Source organism: Streptomyces sp. 6-11-2, assembly GCF_006540305.1.
GTDB lineage: Bacteria > Actinomycetota > Actinomycetes > Streptomycetales > Streptomycetaceae > Streptomyces.
This window is the reverse complement of record NZ_BJOR01000001.1, coordinates 2,503,619-2,524,925: the sequence shown is the minus strand read 5'-3', so window position 1 is coordinate 2,524,925 and position 21,307 is coordinate 2,503,619. Positions and strand designations below refer to the sequence as shown.

22 protein-coding genes are annotated in these 21,307 nt (G+C 71.0%); 20 read left to right on the top strand and 2 right to left on the bottom strand.

Features of this window, described 5'->3' with window-relative positions:
* Window position 1 precedes the first annotated feature (1 nt).
* From TNCT6_RS10605 to TNCT6_RS10595, 3 genes are read left to right on the top strand one after another with little or no spacing between them, the layout of a single operon-like run.
* Window positions 2-1,255, top strand: a complete 1,254-nt coding sequence (locus TNCT6_RS10605; protein WP_141358913.1) for an AAA family ATPase — start codon at window positions 2-4, stop codon at window positions 1,253-1,255.
* Window positions 1,252-1,668 (top strand): TadE/TadG family type IV pilus assembly protein, encoded by a 417-nt coding sequence (locus tag TNCT6_RS10600; protein ID WP_141358911.1) that lies wholly within the window; start codon window positions 1,252-1,254, stop codon window positions 1,666-1,668. The genes TNCT6_RS10605 and TNCT6_RS10600 overlap by 4 nt, the downstream gene beginning before the upstream one ends.
* A gap of 1 nt (window position 1,669) precedes the next feature.
* On the top strand, window positions 1,670-2,038 hold the full coding sequence (locus TNCT6_RS10595; protein WP_141358909.1) for a TadE/TadG family type IV pilus assembly protein: 369 nt from the start codon (window positions 1,670-1,672) through the stop codon (window positions 2,036-2,038).
* 25 nt (window positions 2,039-2,063) lie between these two features.
* Here TNCT6_RS10595 and TNCT6_RS10590 read toward each other — a convergent pair whose 3' ends face one another.
* Entirely contained in the window at window positions 2,064-2,288 is a 225-nt protein-coding gene (locus tag TNCT6_RS10590; protein WP_141358907.1) for a hypothetical protein, read from the bottom strand.
* A gap of 27 nt (window positions 2,289-2,315) precedes the next feature.
* Here TNCT6_RS10590 and TNCT6_RS10585 point away from each other — a divergent pair, with 27 nt between their 5' ends.
* From TNCT6_RS10585 to TNCT6_RS10540, 11 genes are all read left to right on the top strand, one after another.
* Window positions 2,316-3,653 carry a CpaF family protein gene (locus TNCT6_RS10585; protein WP_141358905.1) on the top strand — a complete coding sequence of 446 codons (1,338 nt, stop codon included), beginning with the start codon at window positions 2,316-2,318 and terminating at the stop codon, window positions 3,651-3,653.
* A gap of 11 nt (window positions 3,654-3,664) precedes the next feature.
* Window positions 3,665-4,606 (top strand): type II secretion system F family protein, encoded by a 942-nt coding sequence (locus TNCT6_RS10580; protein ID WP_141358903.1) that lies wholly within the window; start codon window positions 3,665-3,667, stop codon window positions 4,604-4,606.
* Between the two features lie 27 nt (window positions 4,607-4,633).
* The gene (locus TNCT6_RS10575; RefSeq protein ID WP_141358901.1) at window positions 4,634-5,527 is read left to right on the top strand and encodes a DUF5936 domain-containing protein; all 894 of its coding nucleotides are present in this window, start codon (window positions 4,634-4,636) and stop codon (window positions 5,525-5,527) included.
* A 16-nt stretch (window positions 5,528-5,543) separates the two neighbouring features.
* Complete coding sequence (locus TNCT6_RS10570; RefSeq protein WP_141358898.1) at window positions 5,544-7,136, top strand: sensor histidine kinase; 1,593 nt, start codon at window positions 5,544-5,546, stop codon at window positions 7,134-7,136.
* Complete coding sequence (locus tag TNCT6_RS10565; protein ID WP_141358896.1) at window positions 7,133-8,026, top strand: response regulator transcription factor; 894 nt, start codon at window positions 7,133-7,135, stop codon at window positions 8,024-8,026. Before TNCT6_RS10570 ends, TNCT6_RS10565 begins: the two co-directional genes overlap by 4 nt.
* A 148-nt stretch (window positions 8,027-8,174) precedes the next feature.
* The gene (locus TNCT6_RS40785) at window positions 8,175-8,411 is read left to right on the top strand and encodes a Flp family type IVb pilin (RefSeq protein ID WP_253266071.1); all 237 of its coding nucleotides are present in this window, start codon (window positions 8,175-8,177) and stop codon (window positions 8,409-8,411) included.
* Window positions 8,408-9,004: a pilus assembly protein TadG-related protein gene (locus TNCT6_RS40780; protein WP_301184388.1), complete on the top strand. Its 597-nt coding sequence runs from the start codon at window positions 8,408-8,410 to the stop codon at window positions 9,002-9,004. Before TNCT6_RS40785 ends, TNCT6_RS40780 begins: the two co-directional genes overlap by 4 nt.
* Window positions 9,005-9,038: 34 nt before the next feature.
* A complete protein-coding gene (locus tag TNCT6_RS10555) occupies window positions 9,039-9,614 on the top strand; it encodes a hypothetical protein (RefSeq protein WP_141358892.1) in 576 nt (191 codons plus the stop codon).
* An 8-nt stretch (window positions 9,615-9,622) separates the two neighbouring features.
* Window positions 9,623-10,249 carry an OmpA family protein gene (locus tag TNCT6_RS10550; protein WP_141358890.1) on the top strand — a complete coding sequence of 209 codons (627 nt, stop codon included), beginning with the start codon at window positions 9,623-9,625 and terminating at the stop codon, window positions 10,247-10,249.
* 139 nt (window positions 10,250-10,388) lie between these two features.
* Window positions 10,389-12,542, top strand: a complete 2,154-nt coding sequence (locus tag TNCT6_RS10545; protein WP_141358888.1) for a Flp family type IVb pilin — start codon at window positions 10,389-10,391, stop codon at window positions 12,540-12,542.
* Window positions 12,539-13,405: a hypothetical protein gene (locus TNCT6_RS10540; RefSeq protein ID WP_141358886.1), complete on the top strand. Its 867-nt coding sequence runs from the start codon at window positions 12,539-12,541 to the stop codon at window positions 13,403-13,405. Before TNCT6_RS10545 ends, TNCT6_RS10540 begins: the two co-directional genes overlap by 4 nt.
* A gap of 25 nt (window positions 13,406-13,430) precedes the next feature.
* Here the strand turns inward: TNCT6_RS10540 and TNCT6_RS10535 are convergent, their stop codons facing one another.
* The gene (locus TNCT6_RS10535; protein WP_141358884.1) at window positions 13,431-13,793 is read right to left on the bottom strand and encodes a DUF192 domain-containing protein; all 363 of its coding nucleotides are present in this window, start codon (window positions 13,791-13,793) and stop codon (window positions 13,431-13,433) included.
* Window positions 13,794-13,917: 124 nt separating this feature from the next.
* On the opposite strand from TNCT6_RS10535, the gene TNCT6_RS10530 reads away from it, so the two are divergent.
* From TNCT6_RS10530 to TNCT6_RS10505, 6 genes are all read left to right on the top strand, one after another.
* Window positions 13,918-14,664 carry an A24 family peptidase gene (locus tag TNCT6_RS10530; RefSeq protein WP_253266069.1) on the top strand — a complete coding sequence of 249 codons (747 nt, stop codon included), beginning with the start codon at window positions 13,918-13,920 and terminating at the stop codon, window positions 14,662-14,664.
* Between the two features lie 70 nt (window positions 14,665-14,734).
* Complete coding sequence (locus TNCT6_RS10525; protein ID WP_141358880.1) at window positions 14,735-15,529, top strand: methyltransferase domain-containing protein; 795 nt, start codon at window positions 14,735-14,737, stop codon at window positions 15,527-15,529.
* 707 nt (window positions 15,530-16,236) lie between these two features.
* The gene (locus TNCT6_RS10520; protein WP_141358878.1) at window positions 16,237-17,010 is read left to right on the top strand and encodes an isoprenyl transferase; all 774 of its coding nucleotides are present in this window, start codon (window positions 16,237-16,239) and stop codon (window positions 17,008-17,010) included.
* Between the two features lie 340 nt (window positions 17,011-17,350).
* Window positions 17,351-18,676 carry a PhoH family protein gene (locus TNCT6_RS10515; RefSeq protein ID WP_141358876.1) on the top strand — a complete coding sequence of 442 codons (1,326 nt, stop codon included), beginning with the start codon at window positions 17,351-17,353 and terminating at the stop codon, window positions 18,674-18,676.
* A 434-nt stretch (window positions 18,677-19,110) separates the two neighbouring features.
* Complete coding sequence (locus tag TNCT6_RS10510) at window positions 19,111-19,833, top strand: transglycosylase SLT domain-containing protein (RefSeq protein WP_141358874.1); 723 nt, start codon at window positions 19,111-19,113, stop codon at window positions 19,831-19,833.
* Window positions 19,834-19,965: 132 nt separating this feature from the next.
* On the top strand, window positions 19,966-21,276 hold the full coding sequence (locus TNCT6_RS10505; RefSeq protein ID WP_253266068.1) for an AI-2E family transporter: 1,311 nt from the start codon (window positions 19,966-19,968) through the stop codon (window positions 21,274-21,276).
* Window positions 21,277-21,307 lie beyond the last annotated feature (31 nt).

Genomic DNA, 21,307 nt, shown 5'->3' with positions numbered 1-21,307 from the left:
CATGACCACCAGGATCCTCCCGGCCGTCGGCGACCCCGACGCGGCCCGGTCCATCACCACCCTGCTCAGCCAGCTCCCCGACGCCGAGCCGGTGGCCCCGGTCGTCGACTCCACCCAGCTCATCGACACGCTGGCGCGCCTGGCCGCAGAGTCCGTCGACGAACTGCCCGAGATCGTGGTGGTGCACGAGCGGATCGGCCCGGTGCCGGCCCTGGAGCTGATCCGCGAAGTGGCCCTGCGCTTCCCGGCGGTCGGCGTCATCCTCATCACCTCCGACGCCAGCCCCGGCCTGTTCTCGGCCGCGATGGACTCGGGCGCGCGGGGACTGGTGGCCCTCCCGCTGAGCTACGAGGAACTGATCAGCCGCGTACAGGCGGTGGCCCAGTGGTCGGTGGGCGTACGGCGCCACCTGGGCCACGGCGGCGACGTGTTCACCGGGGCCGGCGGGCGGGTGGTGACCGTGAGCGGAGCCAAGGGCGGGGTGGGCGCCACGCTCACGGCGATACAACTCGCCCTCGCCGCCCAGGCCTCCGGGCGCGGCACGGCCCTGGTCGACATGGACCTCCAGTCCGGTGACGTCGCCTCCTTCCTGGACGTCCAGTTCCGCCGCTCGGTCGTCGACCTCGCCGCCATCACCGACATCTCCCCGCGCGTCCTGGCCGACGCGATCTTCCGCCACGACAGCGGGCTCGCGCTGCTGCTCGCGCCCGGCGAGGGCGAGCGTGGCGAGGAGGTCACCGACCGGGCCGTCCGCCAGATCGTCAGCGCGCTGCGGTCCCGCTACGAGATCGTCGTCCTGGACTGCGGCGCCCAGATGAGCGGGGCGAGCGCGGCGGCCGTCGAGATGGCCGACACCGCGCTGCTCCTGACCACTCCGGACGTGGTCGCGGTGCGCGCGGCCAAGCGGACCGTACGGATGTGGGACCGGTTGCAGATCCGCAAGGCCGAGGAGACGACCGTCGTCGTCAACCGCCACACCCGGTCGACCGAGATCCAGCCGCCGCTCATCCAGAAGATCACCGGCACACCGGTGGCCGCCACGGCGATCCCCGCGGGCTTCAAGGAACTCCAGGGCGCGGTGGACGCGGGACGCATCCACGAACTGGAGAGCAAGAGCACGGTCAAACAGGCGCTGTGGGGGCTCGCCGGAGAGCTGGGCATCGTCAAGGCACCCGAGGGCGACCGCAAGGGCGGGCGGCTGCGCGGCGACCGGGGGTCGGTGAGTTTCCGGCGCCGCAGGGAGGCAGGGGGATGAACGTGCGGGCAGGCACAGGGAAGAGGCCGCCGGCCGGGCGGCTCCGCTCGGACAGCGGGCAGGTCGCCGTCGAACTGCTCGGCATGACGCCCACGATCCTCATCACGCTGGTGCTGTTGTGGCAGTGCGTGCTGCTGGGGTACACGTACACGCTTGCGGGGAATGCTGCGGACGAGGCGGTACGGGCGGGGACGGCGGCCGATCGCGGCACCAGGGACGCCGCCTGCCAACAGGCCGGGCTCGACAAGCTGTCGGCCGCGTGGCGAAGGGGGGCTGAGGTGGGCTGTGAGACGAGCAACGGTTACGTACGCGCGCGCGTCGGCCTCAAGGTGCCCGTCCTGTTCCCCGGCACGATCGACTTCCCCATCACGGTCACGGGTCACGCCGGCGCCGTCGAGGAGGCGACGCACTGACATGCCGCACGAGGGCGTACGCCGCGACCGCCGCCACGACCGGGGTCAAGTCGCCATCGAGTACCTGGGGTTCATTCCGATCCTGATGCTGATCGCCATGGCCGTCATCCAGATCGGGCTGATCGCCTACACGGCCCAGCAGGCCGGTACGGCCGCCCGCGCGGGGGCGCGCGCGGCCTCGCTCCGGCAGGGAGCCGAGCAGGCCTGCGCGAGCGCGGTCAGCGGCTGGCTGGCGGACGGCACCAGCTGCCCGGCCTCGTACGGCGGCAAGGAGGTCACCGTCACCGCGGGCGTCGACATCCCCTCGATCGTCCCCGGTTGGAACTTCGGCCGGGCCCACAAGACCGCCACCATGCCGCTCGACCACTGAGACCGAATGAACCACTGAGACCGAATCAACCACTGAGACCGCCGGACCGCTGAGACCGCCGGACGACTGAGACCGCTCGACCACCGGCCAGGACCGGCTCGACAGCACCGGCCAGGACCGGCTCGACAGCACCGGCCAGGACCGGCTCGACAGCACCGGCCAGGACCGGCTCGACAGCACCGGCCAGGACCGGCTCGACAGCACCGACCAGGACCGACTCGACAGCACCGACCAGGACCGACTCGACCACCGACCAGGAGCGAGGAGCACCGGACCCATGAGCCTCCGCGCACGCATCAACTCCCCGGAGGAGAAAGGCAGCCGGGGCGAGGACGGCCACCTCGTCGCCTCCTACCGGGCCAAGCTCCTGGAGGAGATCGACCTCGCGGAGATGAGCTCGCTGGCCGCCGCCGAGCGCCGGGCGCGGCTGGAGCGGGTGCTCGGGCACATCATCAGCCGGGAGGGCCCGGTCCTGTCGACCGTGGAGCGCTCGCAGCTGATCCGCCGGGTCGTCGACGAGGCCCTGGGCCTGGGCATCCTCGAACCCCTCCTCGAGGACGCCTCCATCACCGAGATCATGGTGAACGGACCCGACGCGATCTTCGTCGAGCGCGGCGGCCGGGTCGAGCAACTGCCCATCCGCTTCGCCTCCGACGACCAGCTGATGCAGACCATCGAGCGGATCGTCTCGACGGTCAACCGCCGCGTGGACGAGTCGAACCCGATGGTCGACGCCCGCCTGCCCTCCGGGGAGCGCGTCAACGTCATCATCCCGCCGCTCTCGCTCACCGGCCCCACGCTCACCATCCGCCGCTTCCCGCGCTCCTTCACCCTCCAGGAGCTGATCGGCTTCGGCTCGCTCGACGAGCACATGCTGTACCTGCTGGCCGGCCTGGTGCAGGCGAAGTTCAACGTCATCGTCTCCGGGGCCACCGGTACCGGCAAGACGACCCTGCTCAACGCCCTGTCCGGGCTGATCCCCGAGGGCGAGCGCATCATCACCATCGAGGACTCCGCCGAGCTTCAGCTCCAGCAGACGCACGTGATCCGGCTGGAGTCCCGGCCGCCGAACGTGGAGGGCCGCGGCCAGGTCACCATCCGCGACCTGGTGCGCAACTCGCTGCGCATGCGCCCCGACCGCATCGTCGTCGGTGAGGTCCGCGGCGGCGAGTCGCTCGACATGCTCCAGGCGATGTCGACCGGCCACGACGGCTCGCTCGCCACCGTGCACGCCAACAGCGCCGAGGACGCGCTGATGCGCTTGCAGACCCTCGCCTCCATGTCCGACGTGGAGATCCCCTTCGTCGCCCTGCACGACCAGATCAACAGCGCCGTCGACGTGATCGTCCAGCTCACCCGCTTCGCCGACGGCGCCCGCCGCGTCACCGAGATCGCCCTGCTCGACAGCCATGGCAGCGAGCCGTACCGGCTGGCCACCGTGGCCCGCTTCGCCGCGCAGCCGATGGCGGCCGACGGCCGGATCTACGGCGCCTTCGAGTACCACCCGCTGCCACGCCGCACCGCCGATCGCCTCTACATGGCGAGCCAGCCCATCCCCCAGGCCTTCGGCGTCGCCCAGTCCGCAGACCAGCTGGCCACCCGAGAAGCCAGGTAGGAACCGTCCCCATGGATCTGAGCACCCTCGTCACCCTCACCACCGGCGTCACCCTGCTGACCTGCGTCCTGGCCGTTGCCGGGCTGCACGCCTACACCTCCGGCAAGGCCCAGCGGGCGGCCCTCGTCGACCGGCTCTCCCAGACCGGTCGGATCCCGGTCGGCCGCCGGCGCCGCTTCCCCAACCTCGACCGCCGACTGCGCCGTACGAAACTCGGACGCAGGCTGGAGCTGAGGCTCGCCGCGACCGGCCTGGACGTCACCCCGGGCGAGTTCTTCGTCTACATGCTCGCCACCGTGGCCGCCCTCTGGCTGATCGGCCAGGCATCCCTGGCCCCCTTCTTCGGCCCGCTGGCCGGCCTGCTCGGCATCTGGGCCGCGGTGCAGTTCCTCAACTGGCAGCGCCAGAAACGCATCGAGAAGTTCATCAACCAACTTCCCGAACTGGCCCGCATCCTGGCCAACGCCACCCAGGCGGGCCTCGCCCTGCGCACCGCGGTCGGTATGGCGGCGGAGGAGCTCGAGGCCCCGGCGGGTGAGGAACTGGCCAAGGTGGCTCACCAGTTGGCACTCGGCGCCTCAATGGGCGACGCACTGGCGGAGCTCACGGACCGCCTGCCCTCGCGGGAGCTGGTCGTCCTCGTCACCACCCTGGTTCTGTCCAACCGGGCCGGCGGCCAGGTGGTGAGCGCCCTGCGCAACCTCACCGAGACCCTGGAGGAGCGCAAGGAGACCCGCCGCGAGGTCCGTACCCAGCTGTCCCAGGTCAACATGACCTCCTACGCGGTCCCGGTGCTGGGCATCGGCGCGCTGTTCCTCATGAACGGCGTCAAGGCCGGCGCCCTCGACCGCATGACCGCCTCCCCGATCGGCCAGGGTGCGGTGATCACCGCCTTCGCGCTCTACGCCGTCGGCTTCGTCCTCATCCGCCGCCTGTCCCGCATCGACGTCTAGCCGGGTTCCCGGAAGGAGGGAAGAGGGATGGCACTGCTGCTCGCACTCGTGATGGGCCTCGGCGTCTGGGGCGTCTTCGCCGGCATCCGCATGTACCGCGCCGACGCCCGGCTGCCCGACGACCTGGCGCTGGCCCTGGAGGTGGGCTCCACCCGTACCGGCGCCGTGGACTCCCTGGTCGACCGCCTCGGCATGCGCTACGCCCCCGCCGTGCTGCGCCTGATGGGCCCCAAGAGGGTGGCCAGGTACCGCCGCAAGATCGACCTGGCGGGCAACCCCGGCGGCCTGACGATCGACCGCTACGCGGCCCGGCGGGCGGTCTACGGCTTCCTGGGCGGCCTGGGCGGAGTGGTGTTCCTCATGCGCGGCCAGCTCTTCGTCGCCCTGCTCCTGCTCGCCTTCGGCGCCTTCTGGACCGAGGTCGGCATCTGGTCGGCGATCCGCATCCGCAAGGACGTCATCGAGCGGACGCTGCCGGACTTCCTCGACGTGCTCGCGGTCGTGGTGAGCGCGGGCCTCGGCTTCCGCCAGGCCCTGGACCGCGTCGCCGACAAGTACGAGGGCCCCTGGGCGGACGAACTGCGCATCACCCTGCGCCAGATGGACCTCGGCATGAGCCGCCGCCAGGCCTTCGCGGAGCTGCGGCGCAGGAACGACTCCGAACAGGTCGCCATGTTCGTGACGGCGTTGCAGCAGGGCGAGGAACTGGGTGCCCCGATCGTCGACACGCTCGTTTCCCTGGCCAAGGACATGCGCCGCACCGACGCGCAGAACGCCCGCCGCAAGGCCGCCCGCGCGGTCCCCAAGGCCACCATGATGATCACCACCTTCATGGTCCCGGCCACGATGATCCTCCTCGGCGCCGGCCTGATCCTCGGCTCGGGCGTGGACTTCGGCTCCCTCACGGGTACGGGCGAGTAGGGGGGGCGACGAGGACATGGCGACCACGGAGGAACGCGCGGGGCTGCTGCGCCGCCGCCCGAGGATCCCCGAGATCACCACCCCTCCGGCGGGCACGGTCCTCCCGGCCCACGTCCGCACGGGCGCGCCGGACATCCCGGTGACGTCGGTGACGCCGGCGTTGCCGCCCGGGTGGGAGCCGGCGGAGGCCCCGTTGCCGGGGGTGCCGCAGCCGCCGCGCGGACGGACGACCGCCGACGGTGAAGGCCGCCCACAGGGGCCACCCGCACCTGGCGACGATGCCCGCACGGGCGCTGCGGGCGGAACCGAAGGCCGGGCCGAAGGCGGAGCCGGGGCCGAAGCCCCCGCCCAGCTTCCGCCAGGCCAGGCCCCCACCCCGGAGCCGGAAAGACTGCAGATCAGCGCGCTGCAAGCGATGTGCCGCCACGTCTTCGCCTTCCGCCTCGCGATGATCGCCCTCTCCGCCCCCGTCGCCCTTCTCAACGCCGCGCCCGGCCTGGCCACCCGCCTGGTCAGCGCCGCGGTCGTCGTCACCTTCATGGGCTCGTACGTCCTGTTCAGGGACTGGGAACGCTTCGGCCCCCTGCTCCTGAGGCACCCCACTCTCCTCGCCCTGGACACCCTCTTCGGGGCCCTCCTCCTGATCGCGGCGGGCCCGGACAGCACGCTCGCCTACGTCAGCGTCTGCACGCCCCTCCTCGCCGGTCTCGTCTACGGCTGGCGCGGCGCGGGCCTGTTCGCCTCGCTCCAGTCACTGATCCTGCTCGTCGTCTCCACCAGCTCCAAGGAGCTGTCCCCGGACCTGGCCCAGGCGGCCCTCCTCCCCGGCCTGTGCGTCATCGCGGGAGCGACCGGCGTCACCCTGCGCAACCTGCTTCTGCGTTTCGGTGAGGCCACCCAGGCCCTGACCACGGTCCAGGCCCGCCTCGCCGTCACCGAGGCGGTGGGCGCCGAACGGGCCCGCCTGGCCCGCGAGATGCACGACTCGGTGGCGAAGACCCTGCACGGCGTGGCCATGGCCGCCGACGGCCTGGCGGGCTCGACGGGCGCCGACCGCATGGACCCGGCTCTGGTGAGGCAGCAGGCGGAACTGGTGGCCCGCTCGGCCCGCCGGGCGGCCGCCGAGGCCCGCGAACTGCTGACCGACCTGCGCCGTGAGAACGACCCGGACCACGGCACCGACGTGCTCGTCGAACTCGCGGCCCGCACCCGGGACTTCGCAACCCGGACCGGCCTGTCCGCCGCCTACCGCCCGATCGGCGAGTCCGGCGTGCCGCCGGTGCCGCCGGCCGTGGCCCGCCAGCTCCTGACCATCGCGTCGGAGGCGATGGAGAACGCCCACCGCCACGCGGAGCCCACCCACGTCGAGGTACGCGCCGGCGTCCACGGCGACCTGCTGCGCATCAGCGTGTACGACGACGGCCGCGGCCTGCCGCCCGGCACCAGCCTCGAACAACTCCGCCGAGCGGGCCACTTCGGCCTGGTCGGCATGGTCGAGCGGGCGGCCTCGGTCGGCGCCCGCATCCGTATCGGCCGCGGCGCCCAGCCCAAGGGAACGGAGGTCCGCCTCGAACTGCCCCTGGGAGCCCTGACGACACCGACCGTATGACCGTCCGACCATCCATCCCTGCTCCACGACCCAGAGAGGAGGCCGCCGCCGTGCCGGACCAGACGACTTCCAACCCTTTCGAGGGCTTCCCACAGCCCGCACCGGCCGCGCCCCTGCGCGTCGTCGTGGCCGACGACAACCCCGTGGTCCGCGCCGGCCTGACGGCCCTGCTCTCCGGTCGCGCCGACATCACGGTGGTGGCCGAGGCCGCCGACGGCCGCGCCGCCTGGGAGGCCGCCCAGCAGCACCGTCCCGACGTCGTCCTGCTCGACGTCCGCATGCCCGGCGTGGACGGCCTCTCCGCGCTGCCGTACCTGGTCCGGATCGCCCCGGTCATGATGCTGACCTACAGCAGCGGGTCGGAGATCGTCCAGGAGGCCCTGCGCCTGGGTGCGGGCGGCTACCTGGTCCACGGCGAGTTCACGGCCGACCAACTCGTCACCGCCGTACGTGACATCAAGGAGGGCAGGGCCCATTTCACTCCCACGGCGGCGGGCGCCCTGGTGGCCCGGCTGCGCCGGGACCAGCCGGTGGAGGGTGCGATCGCACACGATCACACCTTCTCAACGTCGCATGAACCAGCCACATCTGCTCCACGTCTTTCGCAGTTGCAACCGGATGTGGGACAGTCCTCGTCTGGATGGACAGGTGGCCGTCCGGCCGCCGTCGACAGGTCGAGGTTCCAACTCAGCGCGAGGGAGGCGGAGATCATGGACCTCATCGCGTCCGGCATGACCAACCAGCAGATCGCCGCCACCTGCTTCATCAGCGAGAAGACCGTCAAGAACCACATCAACCGCATCTTCGCCAAGCTGCACAGCACCAGCCGTTCCGAGGCCGCCGCCAAGTGGCTGGGCACGGCCCCGGGTTCGTCACGAGGGCTGGGGTGAAGCGTGATGACGACGGTACGGGGGAAGCGTGGCTGGGTCTCGCTTTGGGCCCGGGATTGGGTCCGGGGACCCTCTGGCGGACGGGGTGTTCCGGCATACGTTTCCGGTGTCGCAAGCGGCACCGAGACCGAACCCGGAGGGGAACACCATGAGCGACCTGATGCTGAAGACCGCGGTTGCGACCAAGGTCCGCGTGAACGGCTGGAAGAACACCACGGCCGAGGCGATGCGGCGCCGCGCCGGCGACAGGGGGCAGACCGCGGTCGAGTACCTGGGCATCATCGCGGTGGTGGTGGCGATCGTGCTGGCGATTACTGGTACGGACATCGGCCAGTCGATCTACAACGCGATCAAGGACAAGGTCACCGAGGTCACCGGCGGGTGACGCGGTCGCGCAGGGACGACTCAGGGCAGGCCTTCCCCATCTACATCATGGTGGTGGGGGGCCTGCTCTTTCTCGCGTTCGCATACCTGGCGGTCGGCCAGGCGGCAGCCAATCGAAACGGGGCGCAGACGGCGGCAGACGCGGCGGCCCTGGCAGCGGCGCAGGACACCCGGGACCAACTCGCGGGCGAGTGGGCGGACGCCGTGCTGGATCCAACCAAGTGGCAGGACCTCCTGAACGGCAACGCGGCCCTGATGAACGGCTGCTGGCGCGCGTACCAACTGGCACAGCAGAACGAAGCCCACGTGGACGGCTGCCAGCCCTTGTTGTTGAGGTACACGGTGTACGTCCAGACCGACAAGTCGGTCGGGGAGTCCGTCGTCCCCGGCACGGAGGACAAACATTCCAAGGCGCACGCCAGCGCCGTCATCGAGCCGCTGTGCACGTTTGACCCTCCCCTTGAGGGTTCTGACGACGAGGATGTACTCCCGCGGATCACCTGTAAGAACAACCGGCACTGGGACCTTGATCCTGAGCACCTCACAGACCTGCCGCAACCCGAGGACCTCTTCGACGTCCATCTGGCCGACTGACAAGCGAACGACGAGTGATGAAGGAAGCTGAGTGATGAGCATTCGGTTCACTGCGAAGGCCCGTAGGGGGTTGGTCGCGTTGACCGTGGCGGTCGGGTTGGCCATGGGCGCGACCGGTTGTGGCGGTGGCGGCGACAAGAAGCCGGATGCTTCGGCGTCCGCATCCAAGGGCGGCGGATCCAATCCGAGTGCTCAGGAGGGGCAGTCTGAACAGCCCCTGGCCGAGCTGACGGGGCCCGACGGGTTTCTCTTGCAAATCACCGAGGCCAAGCGAGACTCGGGTGGCTTCGTCACCGTGAACGGCACTCTGAAGAACGATGGCTCGAAAGTAGCCAACGTTCCAGCGCAGTTGAGCGGTGACGAGACTGAGATCCTTCGACACGGAGTTTCTCTCGGCGGTGCCACTCTGGTGGACGCCAAGGGTAAGAAGCGTTACTACGTGCTACGGGACACTGACGGCCGTCCCCTTACCACGACCGGCTTCCCGGCCGTCAAGCCGGGGCAGTCCGTGGGCGTCTTCATGCAGTTCCCGTCGCCGCCCTCCAGCACCTCAGAGGTCACTTTCCAGCTTCCCCAGTTCCCCGCCGCCACCATTCAGATCTCCGGGTGAGGCCCCGAATGACCCACACCCGTCTCACCCTCGCCCTCACAGCCGCCGGCGTCATGACCGTCGCGAACCTCTACGGTGCCGTGGCGGCCCGTGCCGACAGTGGCCCCAGCGTGCCGCCGGGCACGGAGCCCTCCGCCTCCGCCCCCGTGAAGGTCGACCCGAGCGATCCCGACCTGAAACTGCCCGAGGGGGCCACCCTCGCCGCAGCCAAGGTGCTGGACATCAAGTCCGTGGTCGAGGAGCAGGGCGGTGAGGAACGCCGTGAGGACACCAACACGGACGTGACGTTCGCCCTCCAGGCCGAGGTGCTGTTCGCCAAGGACAGCGCGAAGCTGAGCGACCGGGCGAAGTCCCGGATCAACACGATCGCGCAGGAGATCAAGAAGCAGAGGGCGAGCCAGGTCCGTGTCTTCGGCTTCACGGACAACCTCGGCACGCACGCGCACGGCGTGGTCCTGTCCAAGCAGCGCGCCAACGCCGTCCAGGACGTCCTCTCCCAGGAGCTGAACGACCCCAACATCACCTTCGATGTGCGTGGTTACGCCGAGCAGTACCCCATCGCGGACAACTCCACGGAGGACGGCCGCAAGAAGAACCGCCGAGTGGAGGTCACGTTCCCCCGCAGCCAGAACTGACGGCGTACGCCACCAGTCGTGAGCGGGCCGCGATGCCCGGGCGCTGATTGGGTGTCCGTTTGGGTCTCCGGGCCCATGCCGGGCAGGCGGCCGTTCCCTAACCTCGGCCGGAGTTGTGCGCCAACCGGGGGGAGGGCACATGCCACGGTCGCTGTCGGCGGCATTGGTGCTCGTGCACGCGCTGTTCGTCGCCACCGTGCTCGGCGGGATCGGCCTGCTGCTGACGGCCGGGTCGTACGGCGCCCTCGACGGCGGTGTCATCGCCCTCGTCGCGTACGCGGCCGCGCCCGGGGTGCTCGGCCGGTGGCTCGCCCGGCGGAGCTGGGAGGGCGGGGGGCGGATCCGGTGGGCGCTGATCGGCGTGCAGGTGTGGCTGATCCTCGGCGGGCTCGCCAACCTCGCCGGAGGTTCGGCCCGCGGGGGCATCCAGCTCCTCCTGCCCATCCTCATCCTCTACTTCCTGCTTCAGTCCGAGACCCGGCAGTGGTACGAACTCCCGGTGCCGGCGCGGGCCGAGCGCCGTCTCTTCTCGCTCGCCCGGATGATCCGGTGGCGGCGGGGGGACGAAGGCCAGACCGCGGTCGAGTACGTCGGCCTGGTCGCGATCGTGGCCGCCATCGTGCTGGCGCTGGTGCTCAGCGGTCTCGGCACGCAGATATTCGCGAGCATCGAGGCCCAGGTCTGCAAGGTCGTCGGGACGGGCTGCGCGGCCCCGGCGGGCAACGGCACCGACACCCACGCCTCCGGCGACACCAGCGGCAGCACGACCGGTGGCGGTGCCGGTACCGGCGGCGGCACGACTGATGGCAGTACCACCACGGGTGGCGGCTCCACGACCGGCGGCAGCACGACCGATGGCGGCACCGCCACTGACGGCGGCACGACCACTGACGGCGGTGACCAGACCACCGGCGGCGACCAAGCCACCGAAGACACCCCGCCCACCGAAGACACCCCCACCACCGAAGCCGACAGGACCGACAACACCAGCAGCCCCGACGAGAAGAAGGACGACGGCTGTTTCTCCGGTTTCGGTGCCTTCTTCGGGTGTGCCGGGGATCAGCTCAAGCAGGTGGGTGAGGGGATCTTCGTCGACGGTGTCTGGGGGGACGTCACCGGGATCTGGGACATGGTCACGAACCCGGGGGACACCCTCAGCGGGATCGCCGACTACGGCAAGCAGCTCGGGCAGGACTGGCTGGAGGACTCCAAGGACGCCGGGAAGAAGTGGTCGGACGGGGACTACTTCGGGGCCATCCGGGACTGGGGCGGGGCCTCGCTGAACACCGGCGGGACGGTCCTGTGGGACATGTTCATCGGTGACGACGTGGCCGAGGACTGGAACAACGGCGAGAAGACCCGTGCCGTCTCCCACGTCGTCTGGAACATCGGCTCCCTCTTCATCCCCGGCTACGACGTCGGCAAGGTCGTGGAGAAGGTGGGCGACCTCGGCAAACTCGGGAAGCTCGGCAAGCTGGGCAAGTTCGCGGAGCAGGCCGGCGAGGCGGCGGAGGACGCCAAGAAGGCGGCCAGGGCCGGTGACGTCGAGGGCGCCGAGCGGGCGGCGAAGAAGGCGGACGAGGCGGCCGACGAGGCCGAGCGCAAGGCACGCGAGTCCGGCTGCGCGATCGCCGCGCCCGCCCGCCGGATCCCCTACGAGGGCGGCGGCGGCCTCGGAGGAGGCGCCGGTACCGGAACCACCGTCCTCGCCGCGGGCGGCCCCCGTTACGTGATCCTCGCCGAGGGGCACTGCGACGAGGAGGCGAAGAAGGAGGCCGCCGAGGCCCGCAAGCAGGCGGACGAGGCGGACGAGGCCGCCGAGGACGCGCGGCGCGAGAGCGGCAGGCCGGCCAATGAGTGGCAGGCGGGGGACGACGTTCCCGGCCCGGCGCGCGGGAAGACGCTCAAGTTCCCCAACAAGCGTCACACGATCAGCGGAGCGTCGGGCGGTCAGGTCAAGGAGCGCAACACGGTGATCCTCAGGGGCAACGAGGACCTCGTACGCTCGGACATCGAGGGCATCGCCAAGGGCCGGGCGAACCTGTCGCCGGACGGGAACACCTACGAGATCAACGGCCGCAGGTACGAGGTGGAGGCCAATGGGACGGTCTTCCCCAAGTCCGGTCCGGGACTGGTCGAGCTGGACCGCATCGAGTACGCCGCGCTGAAGGAGATCGCGCGGAACAAGGGCGACCTGAGCAAGTCGCAGCAATTGCAGCGCGACCCCAAGTTCGTCAACAATCCCGCGAAGGTGCAGAAGGCCAAGGAGATCTACGACGGGACGTACAAGTGATCGCGAACCTCTTCACCGTCGCGGCGCCGGCGCCGGCCCGTCTTCGAGGGGCTCTGGCCGATCTGCTGGCGGTCCCGGAGGACGCGGTGGACGTGGCTGACGCGGACGGCGATCAGGAAGGGCGGCACTGGGAGGCTCCCGTGCTGTGCACCTACCGCCGGCTGCCGCCGGGTGATCTCGCCCTCGAACTGGACCTCACGGTGGAGGACGGCACCGCCGGACGCCTCACGGAGGGAGGACTCGCGCGGGGCCTCGCGGTGAGGGCGGGCAGTTCCGTGCTCCACCCCGCGGAGGTCGAACTGCCGAGTGCCTACTGGGCGGCGACGCCTGACGGTCGTTCGGTCAGGTGCCGTCTGGAGGCGCTGGACACCGAGGACGACACGGCGTACCGCGTCGAGGCCGTGGAGGAGCCGGTGGCGGATCTGCCGGACGCGACGGTGGAGACGCTCCCGGAGATCCTGGACCGGGAGCCCGTCGGCACGCCCCTGTCCGACGCCGTCCTCGCCGGGCGGCCCACGGGCCCGGTGGCGAGCGTCGAGGGACACCTGCACTACGGACTGCGGGTGTGGGAGAGGCTGTGCCGCAGGCTGGAATCCGGGTGGCGGCCTTCGGGCCGCTACCGGGAGGACCTGTTCCGGCGTGACCTGGAGGCCCGGGACGACCTCGCGGACGTCGTCGGACAGGCCGGCGAGCCCGGCGCCGACGCATTGCGGTCCGCCGTGGCCCGGCTCGACCGCGTCTTCCGTGAGCACACCGAGGAAACACAGGAACCACCGGTCGCTCACCGCGCGACGGACGAGGCGGCGGACCGGAAGACGGAGCGCTGGTGGTGGCACCGCCGTCCAAGGAACGTCCCGTGGTGACGCCGCCGCCGGGTCCCGGCGGCCCCTACCCGGCCTCCACCGTCACCAGCACTCCCGCTCGCAGCCCCCACCCCGCCATCGCCCCGGCCTCCGCCTCCAGTACGTGGCGGGAGCGGGGGCGGGGCAGGCCCAGGCGGTTCGGCCTCATGGTGACGACGGTGAGGACGCGCAGGTCGCGGTCGAGGTAGGCGACGTCGATCGGGATGCGCATGCGGAAGGTGTGCACGCTGTTGGCGGGGGAGAGCAGGATCGCGCCGTCGACGGCGTCACGGCCCAGCAGGCCCTTGGTGCGGGCCCGGTAGGAGGTGGCCAGCTCCAGCGGGACCGTCACCGGCGCCGAACCGTGCACGATCAGCCTGCCCCGCCCGTCACGCCGGCGTCGTCCCATGCCGAGCCGCCCTCCCGCCGAATCGTGTGCCTGCCGACCGACCGACCGTACCGGCGGGGCGGTGGGCCCCGCATGGGTCCACGGGCCCATGCCCCGCGCGCACGCCGCGGCTAGGGTCCCCGGCGTGCGTGTACTGGTGACCGTCGTGGCCGCGCTGTGGGGTGCGGGGACCGGGCTGCTGCTGCCCCGGGCCGCCCACCGGTTCTCGGTCGGCGCCGGGGAGGCGTGGAGCGCCCGGTGCCCGGGCGGGCATCCGATCACCGGCGCGTTCGGGGGCTGGGTGGGCCGGGCCCGCTGCACGGGAGCGGTGGCCGGGTGCGGACCGTACGGGCCGAGCGCCCGGGCCGTGGCCGTCGTGACCGTGCTCGTCTGCGCCGCGCTCGCCGCCGCCACCGGGCCCCGCCCCGAGGTGGCGGTCTGGCTGCTCGCCGCGCCGGTCGGCGTGCTGCTGGCGCTCGTCGACCTCCGCGTGCACCGGCTCCCGGACGTGCTGACGCTGCCGCTGGCCGCCGCGACCGTCGCCCTGCTCGGCGCCGTCGCCGCACTGCCCGGTGCCGCGGGCTCGTGGCCCACTGCCCTGCTCGGCGGACTCGTCCTCGGTGGCGCGTACTTCGTGCTGTTCCTCGTCAACCCGGCCGGCATGGGCTTCGGCGACGTCAAACTCGCCCTGGCGCTCGGCGCGGCCCTCGGCTGGTACGGCTGGCCGGTTCTCGCCGTGGGCGCCTTCGCCGGGCTGCTCTACGGCGCCGGCTACGGACTGGGTCTGGTGGTGCTGCGCCGGGCGGGCCGCAAGTCGGCCGTCGCACTGGGGCCGTTCATGCTCGGCGGGGCCCTGACCGGGCTGCTGCTGGGGGCGTTGGCGGTGGCGTGAGGACGGCCGAGGACGTGCGCGTCCGTATATGGGAGGCGGCGGGGGACCGGTTTCGGGGACGATCACCTGCATGGCAGACCGTCAGGACCGTCCCGCCCGCTCTTTCGACGACCTCGTCGCCGAGGGGGCCGCCGTTCCCACCGCGGGCTGGGACTTCTCGTGGTTCGCGGGCCGGGCCACCGAAGAGCGGCCCTCCTGGGGGTACGCCGTCTCGATGGCCGCCCGGCTGGCCGGGGCCCGCGCCGTGCTCGACGTGCAGACCGGGGGAGGGGAGGTCCTCGACTTCGCGCTCGGTCGGGCCGAGGCCGCTCCCGCGCTGCTCGCCGCCACCGAGGGCTGGCCTCCGAACGTGGCCGGGGCCACCGCACTGCTCCGCCCGCGGGGTGTCGTGGTCGTCGACTCCCCGGAGGACGCGCCGCTGCCGTTCGCCGACGGCGCCTTCGACCTCGTCGTCAGCCGGCACCCCGTACGCCCACACTGGGCGGAGATCGCCCGCGTCCTTGAGCCCGGCGGGACGTACTTCGCCCAGCACGTCGGGCCCGGCAGCGTCTTCGAACTCGTCGAGCACTTCCTCGGGCCCCAGCCGGAGGAGTCGCGCGCCGTCCGCCACCCCGACCGCGAGAGCGCGGACGCGCGGGCGGCCGGTCTGGAGGTCGTCGACCTGCGCGCGGAACGCCTGCGGATGGAGTTCCACGACATCGCCGCCGTCGTGCACTTCCTGCGCAAGGTGGTCTGGATGGTCCCCGGGTTCACCGTCGAGGCGTACGAGCCCCGGCTGCGGGCGCTGCACGAACGGATCGAGGCGCGGGGTCCGTTCGTGGCGTACAGCACCCGCCACCTCGTCGAGGCCCGCAGGGCGAGGTGAAACACCCACAATGGGGCGCCTGTTCTCACATCGTTACCGCTTGCCCCTCGCGTCACCCGTTTCACCGCCCGTAAAGTTCAGACCAAGGGAATTCGCGTGAGCAAAGCCGCGCGGTCGGTGCCGCGTGGTGGAGGGGGCTGCGCGGTGCCGCACAGCCCCCTGATGGCGGTATCCGCCCGGCCCGGAGGCCGGTGCGGGGCGGGTGCCGTCGGCGTCAAGCGGGCGTTCGCGGCCGGGTCGCCCATGGGAGGGATCCGGGGCAACACGCCGTGCGACCCCAAATGGCCGAGCCCCTTCGCTTCTCGTTGAATCCCGTCCGTTTGGCCGCTGATTCCGTCGCGATTCAGCCATGATCGGGTGCGGAATGTTGGATTCCGGCGCTCCGGTGCGATTTCCATGCGTCGCCGCACAACTCCGGAGAGTAATTTTGTCGCGTCTGGGCACACACCAGCCCTTACGAAGGGTTATGGTGGAAACCCCCCCTCGGGCCGGTCCGTCTCCCCCCCCACGGACCGGCCCGTTTTCTTTGGGAGTCGCGAGTCCCGCGTCTGATACACCAGGGCGCGCACAGCGCCCTGTTGAGGGACGCTGGGAATGCCGGGGGTAGGCTTCGCCCCCGGGGACCGCCATACGGACCAGGCCGCCGCACGGACAGGGAACGCCCCCGGCCGCGCCTGTCCGATCCATACGGAGGGGCTGACGAACACGTGAACCTGCGCGACAAGCTGCGCGGCCTGCTGGTCAGGCTGTACGCACGCCGGGTGGAGGGCCACCTGGACCCCGCTCAGGTGCCCAAGCACATCGGCGTCATCATGGACGGCAACCGGCGCTGGGCGAAGGCCGCCGGTTCCACCACCGCCCAGGGCCACCGGGCCGGCGCGGACAAGATCGAGGAGTTCCTCGGCTGGTGCACCGAGACGGACGTCAAGGTCGTCACGCTCTGGCTGCTCTCCACGGACAACTTCGACCGGCCCCAGGAAGAACTCGTCCCGCTCCTCGGCATCATCGAGGACGTCGTACGCACCCTGGCCGCCGACGGCCGCTGGCGCGTCCACCACGTCGGCACCATGGACCTGCTGCCGCCGGTCATGCAGGCCACCCTCAAGGAGGCCGAGGAGGCCACCGCCCACGTCGACGGAATAGTCGTCAACGTCGCCATCGGCTACGGCGGCCGGCAGGAGATCGCCGACGCCGTGCGCTCCATGCTCCTCGACGCCCACGACCGGGGCACCTCCATGGAGGACCTCGCCGAGTCCGTCGACATCGACATGATCGGCCGCCACCTGTACACCAAGGCCCAGCCCGACCCGGACCTGGTGATCCGCACCAGCGGGGAGCAGCGGCTGTCCGGCTTCATGATCTGGCAGACGGCCCACTCCGAGTACTACTTCTGCGACGTCTTCTGGCCGGCCTTCCGCAAGGTCGACTTCCTGCGCGCGCTGCGCGACTACGCGGCCCGGGGCCGCCGCTACGGCGGCTGAGGACATACCCCTTCCGTCACCCGGGTGCCACCTCTTCACGAGGAGTTCATTCGTGCGTCGTTCCGTGTATTTGCATGGCGGCGCATCTTCGAGGGCATAAGGCAAACAGGTCGACACCCGAACCACGGGCGTCGGATCTCAGCGGACGGCTCGGGGCCGTCCGCCCGGGAGGCCCTTTGTACGAGCCCGACCGTGCGGTCACAGCACGGACGAAGACGTGGATGGCCGGTTTTCGGCCCGCCGTGTGCGGGGGCCGTCGACCGGCCGGCTTACTCCCGCCCGCCCGGCCCGGCCTCCGTCTCGTCGCTCCCCGACCTCATCCGAGGGGGTACGTCCTTCCGTGGTGACCAGCACAAAGCGCCACAAGCCAGACCGGCGCACCTACGTTCTCGACACCAGCGTCCTGCTGGCGGACCCGAACGCCCTGACCCGCTTCGACGAGCACGAGGTCGTGCTCCCGATCGTCGTGGTCACGGAACTGGAGGCCAAGCGGCACCATCCCGAACTCGGCTACTTCGCCCGGCAGGCCCTGCGCCTGCTGGACGACTACCGGGTCCGGCACGGTCGCCTCGACGCCCCCATCCCGATCGGGGACCTCGGCGGAACGATCCGGGTCGAGCTCAACCACTCGGACCCCAGCGTGCTGCCCACCGGCTACCGCCTGGGGGACAACGACTCCCGCATCCTCGCGGTCGCCCGCAACCTGCAGGCGGAAGGGTACGACGTCACCGTCGTCTCGAAGGACCTGCCGCTGCGCATCAAGGCGTCCTCCGTCGGCCTGCTGGCCGAGGAGTACCGCGCGGAACTCGCCATCACCGACTCCTCCGGCTGGACCGGGATGTCCGAACTCACCCTGCCGGGTGAACAGGTGGACATCCTCTTCGAGGAGGGTCACCTCCACGTTCCGGAGGCGGTCGGTCTGCCCGTGCACACCGGTCTGACGATCCAGTCCGAGCGGGGCAAGGCCCTGGGCCGCGTCACACCCGAGGGCGGCGTCCGGCTGGTGCGCGGCGACCGGGAGGCGTTCGGCATCAAGGGGCGCAGCGCGGAGCAGCGGATCGCGCTGGACCTGCTGCTCGACCCGGACGTCGGGATCGTGTCGATGGGCGGCCGGGCCGGCACCGGCAAGTCGGCGCTGGCGCTGTGCGCGGGTCTGGAGGCGGTCCTGGAGCGCCGTCAGCACCAGAAGGTGATGGTCTTCCGTCCGCTGTACGCCGTCGGCGGCCAGGAGCTCGGCTATCTGCCGGGCACCGAGGCGGAGAAGATGAACCCGTGGGCGCAGGCGGTCTTCGACACGCTGTCGGCGGTCACGTCCCGGGAGGTCATCGAGGAGGTCACCGCGCGCGGGATGCTGGAGGTCCTGCCGCTCACCCACATCCGCGGCCGGTCGCTGCACGACGCGTTCGTGATCGTGGACGAGGCCCAGTCTCTGGAGCGGAACGTCCTGCTGACCGTTCTGTCCCGGATCGGGGCCAACTCGCGGGTGGTTCTGACCCATGACGTGGCGCAGCGGGACAATCTGCGGGTCGGTCGCTACGACGGTGTCGTCGCCGTCGTGGAGAAACTGAAGGGCCATCCGCTCTTCGCGCACGTGACACTGACCCGGTCCGAGAGGTCCCAGATCGCGGCCCTTGTGACCGAAATGCTGGAGGACGGGCACATCTGATCCCATCCGCCCACCCTCAAGGGTGATACGGGAGTTGGCGCCGTCCGGCAAAGGCCTGAGCCTAGCCGGGCGGCGTCCGCGTGTGCGGGCATTTGGGGAAAACCCTTGGGCCGAATGGTGTGTGAGCTTTCACACGCAACTCAGAATTGCCTTGCGGCGTTGGATTACGGCAGAGTCTCATTCCTGTCAGGCCCCGCATACGACACTTCTGTACCCCCTGAGGGGCACCTCCCAGGCGTTGAGCCCTGGGGGAGGTGCAGAGCGACACCTGAGCAGCACGCTTCAACTCCATAGCGTCGTCGTATGCCGCCCGAGCACCACGCGGCGCTCCCCTCGGGGGAGTTGCCCACCGGGCCCGCGCCTCCCGTGACCGCGCAGTGGGGAGGCCAGTGCCAGGGGCACGATTGCGTCCGCCAGGGTCACCGAAGCGGGCGATGCTGGAAGGAAACCGTGTGAGCCGGATCTCGGTCCGGGGATTCGCAGTGGCCTCCGCCACCGCGGTCACCGCTGTCGGAAGCGTCGTCGGTGTTGCCTCGGGCAGCACCGCGCAGAACAACGACGCCGAGGCGATGGCAGCCGACGCGACGCTTCTCGCGGACATCCCCGTAGGCCAGCAGGCCCAGGTGCAGACCGCCTCCCTGGCGCAGCAGGCCGACGCACAGGCCATCGCCGCGGACGCGAGCGCCAAGAAGGAGGCCGAGCAGGCCGCCCGCAAGGCCGCCGCCCAGACGGCGATCGCCAAGAAGGCGGAGGCCGAGAGGGCCGAGAAGGCCGCCAAGGAAGCCAAGGAGCGCGCCGAGCTCGAGGCGGCGGCCAGCCGTTCCGCGAGCCGCGACGCCTCCAGCTTCCCGGTGCAGAGCTCGTACACCATCTCGCAGATCCAGGCGATGGCGCGTTCGATGGTGCCCGCGGGTCAGTTCCAGTGCTTCAGCAACATCGTGAACCACGAGTCCAGCTGGAACTACCGGGCGGTCAACCCCTCGTCCGGCGCGTACGGCCTGTTCCAGGCGCTGCCCGGCTCCAAGATGTCCTCCGTGGGCGCCGACTGGCAGACCAACCCGGCCACCCAGATCAAGTGGGGCCTGAACTACATGGACAGCCGCTACGGCAGCCCCTGCGACGCGTGGAACTTCTGGCAGGCCAACCACTGGTACTGAGCCGGACCACCGCCGAACTCAACCTCCGCACAGCCCCTCCCCGTCTTAGGGGGAGGGGCTGTTGCCCTGTACGGTCGGTCCGGACGACTCCAGGGGGGAGTGGTGGGGAGAGACGGGGGAAGAGGACGGATCATGTCGCGAGTGCCAGGGTGGCTCGGCCGGCTCGGCGCCGGACTCACCGAAATGGGTGAGCGGTTGGACGAGCGTCGTGCCGAGGTGGAGAAGGACCACACCGACCCCGCCGGGCCGGAGCCGGACGTGGACCCCGAGCCCTTGCCGGACCCGATCGCCGGCCCCGCCCGGCCCGATCCCGCCCAGGCCGTGCCGTGGGGCGTACGGGTGGCGGCGGAGGCGGGCTGGCGGGTGCTGGTGCTCGCGGGCACCGTGTGGGTGCTGATGCGCGCCATCAGCGCCATCCAGCTGGTGGTGCTCGCGTTCGTCACCGCGCTGCTCATCACGGCGCTGCTCCAGCCGACGGTGGCGTGGCTGAGGCGGTACGGGCTGCCGCGCGGGCCGGCCACCGCGCTCACCGCGATCCTCGGCTTCGTCATCATGGGGCTGATCGGGTGGTTCGTGACCTGGCAGGTCATGGAGAACATCGACACGCTCTCCACCCAGATCCAGGACGGCATCGACCAGCTGCGCAAGTGGCTGCTGAACAGCCCCTTCCATGTGACCGACAAGCAGATCAACCAGATAGCGAAGAACCTGCGGGACGCGGTCGGCGCCAACACCGACCAGATCACCTCGGCCGGCCTGCAGGGCGTGACGGTGATCGTGGAGGCGCTGACCGGGATTCTGCTGACGGTCTTCTCCACGCTGTTCCTGCTCTACGACGGCCGGCGCATCTGGGAGTGGACGCTGAAGCTGGTGCCGGCTGCGGCGCGTCCGGGCGTGGCCGGTGCCGGTCCGCGGGCCTGGCGCACGCTGACCGCGTATGTGCGCGGCACGGTGATCGTGGCGCTGATCGACGCGATCTTCATCGGGCTGGGGATCTACTTCCTCAATGTGCCGATGGCGGTGCCGCTGGCCGTCTTCATCTTCCTGTTCGCCTTCATCCCGCTGGTGGGCGCGGTGGTGTCGGGCGCGCTGGCGGTGGTCGTGGCCCTGGTCACCCAGGGAGTCTTCACCGCGGTGATGGTCCTGGTGGTGGTGCTGGCGGTGCAGCAGCTCGAGGGGCACGTGCTGCAACCGTTCATCCTCGGCCGTGCCGTGCGGGTGCACCCGCTGGCGGTGGTCCTGTCGGTCGCCGCGGGCGGGCTGATCGCGGGGATCGGCGGCGCGGTGGTGGCGGTGCCGCTGGTGGCGGTGACGAACACGGTGGTGGGATATCTGCGGGCCTATGCACGCGAGCAGGAGCGGCGTCAGACACGCGTGCCCGAGGCGGCTCCGGCGGAGCCGGCCACCGTGCCGTCCGGCTCGGGGGGTCCCGAACCGAGCTGAAACGACGAACCCCGTCCACCTTCGAGGGTGG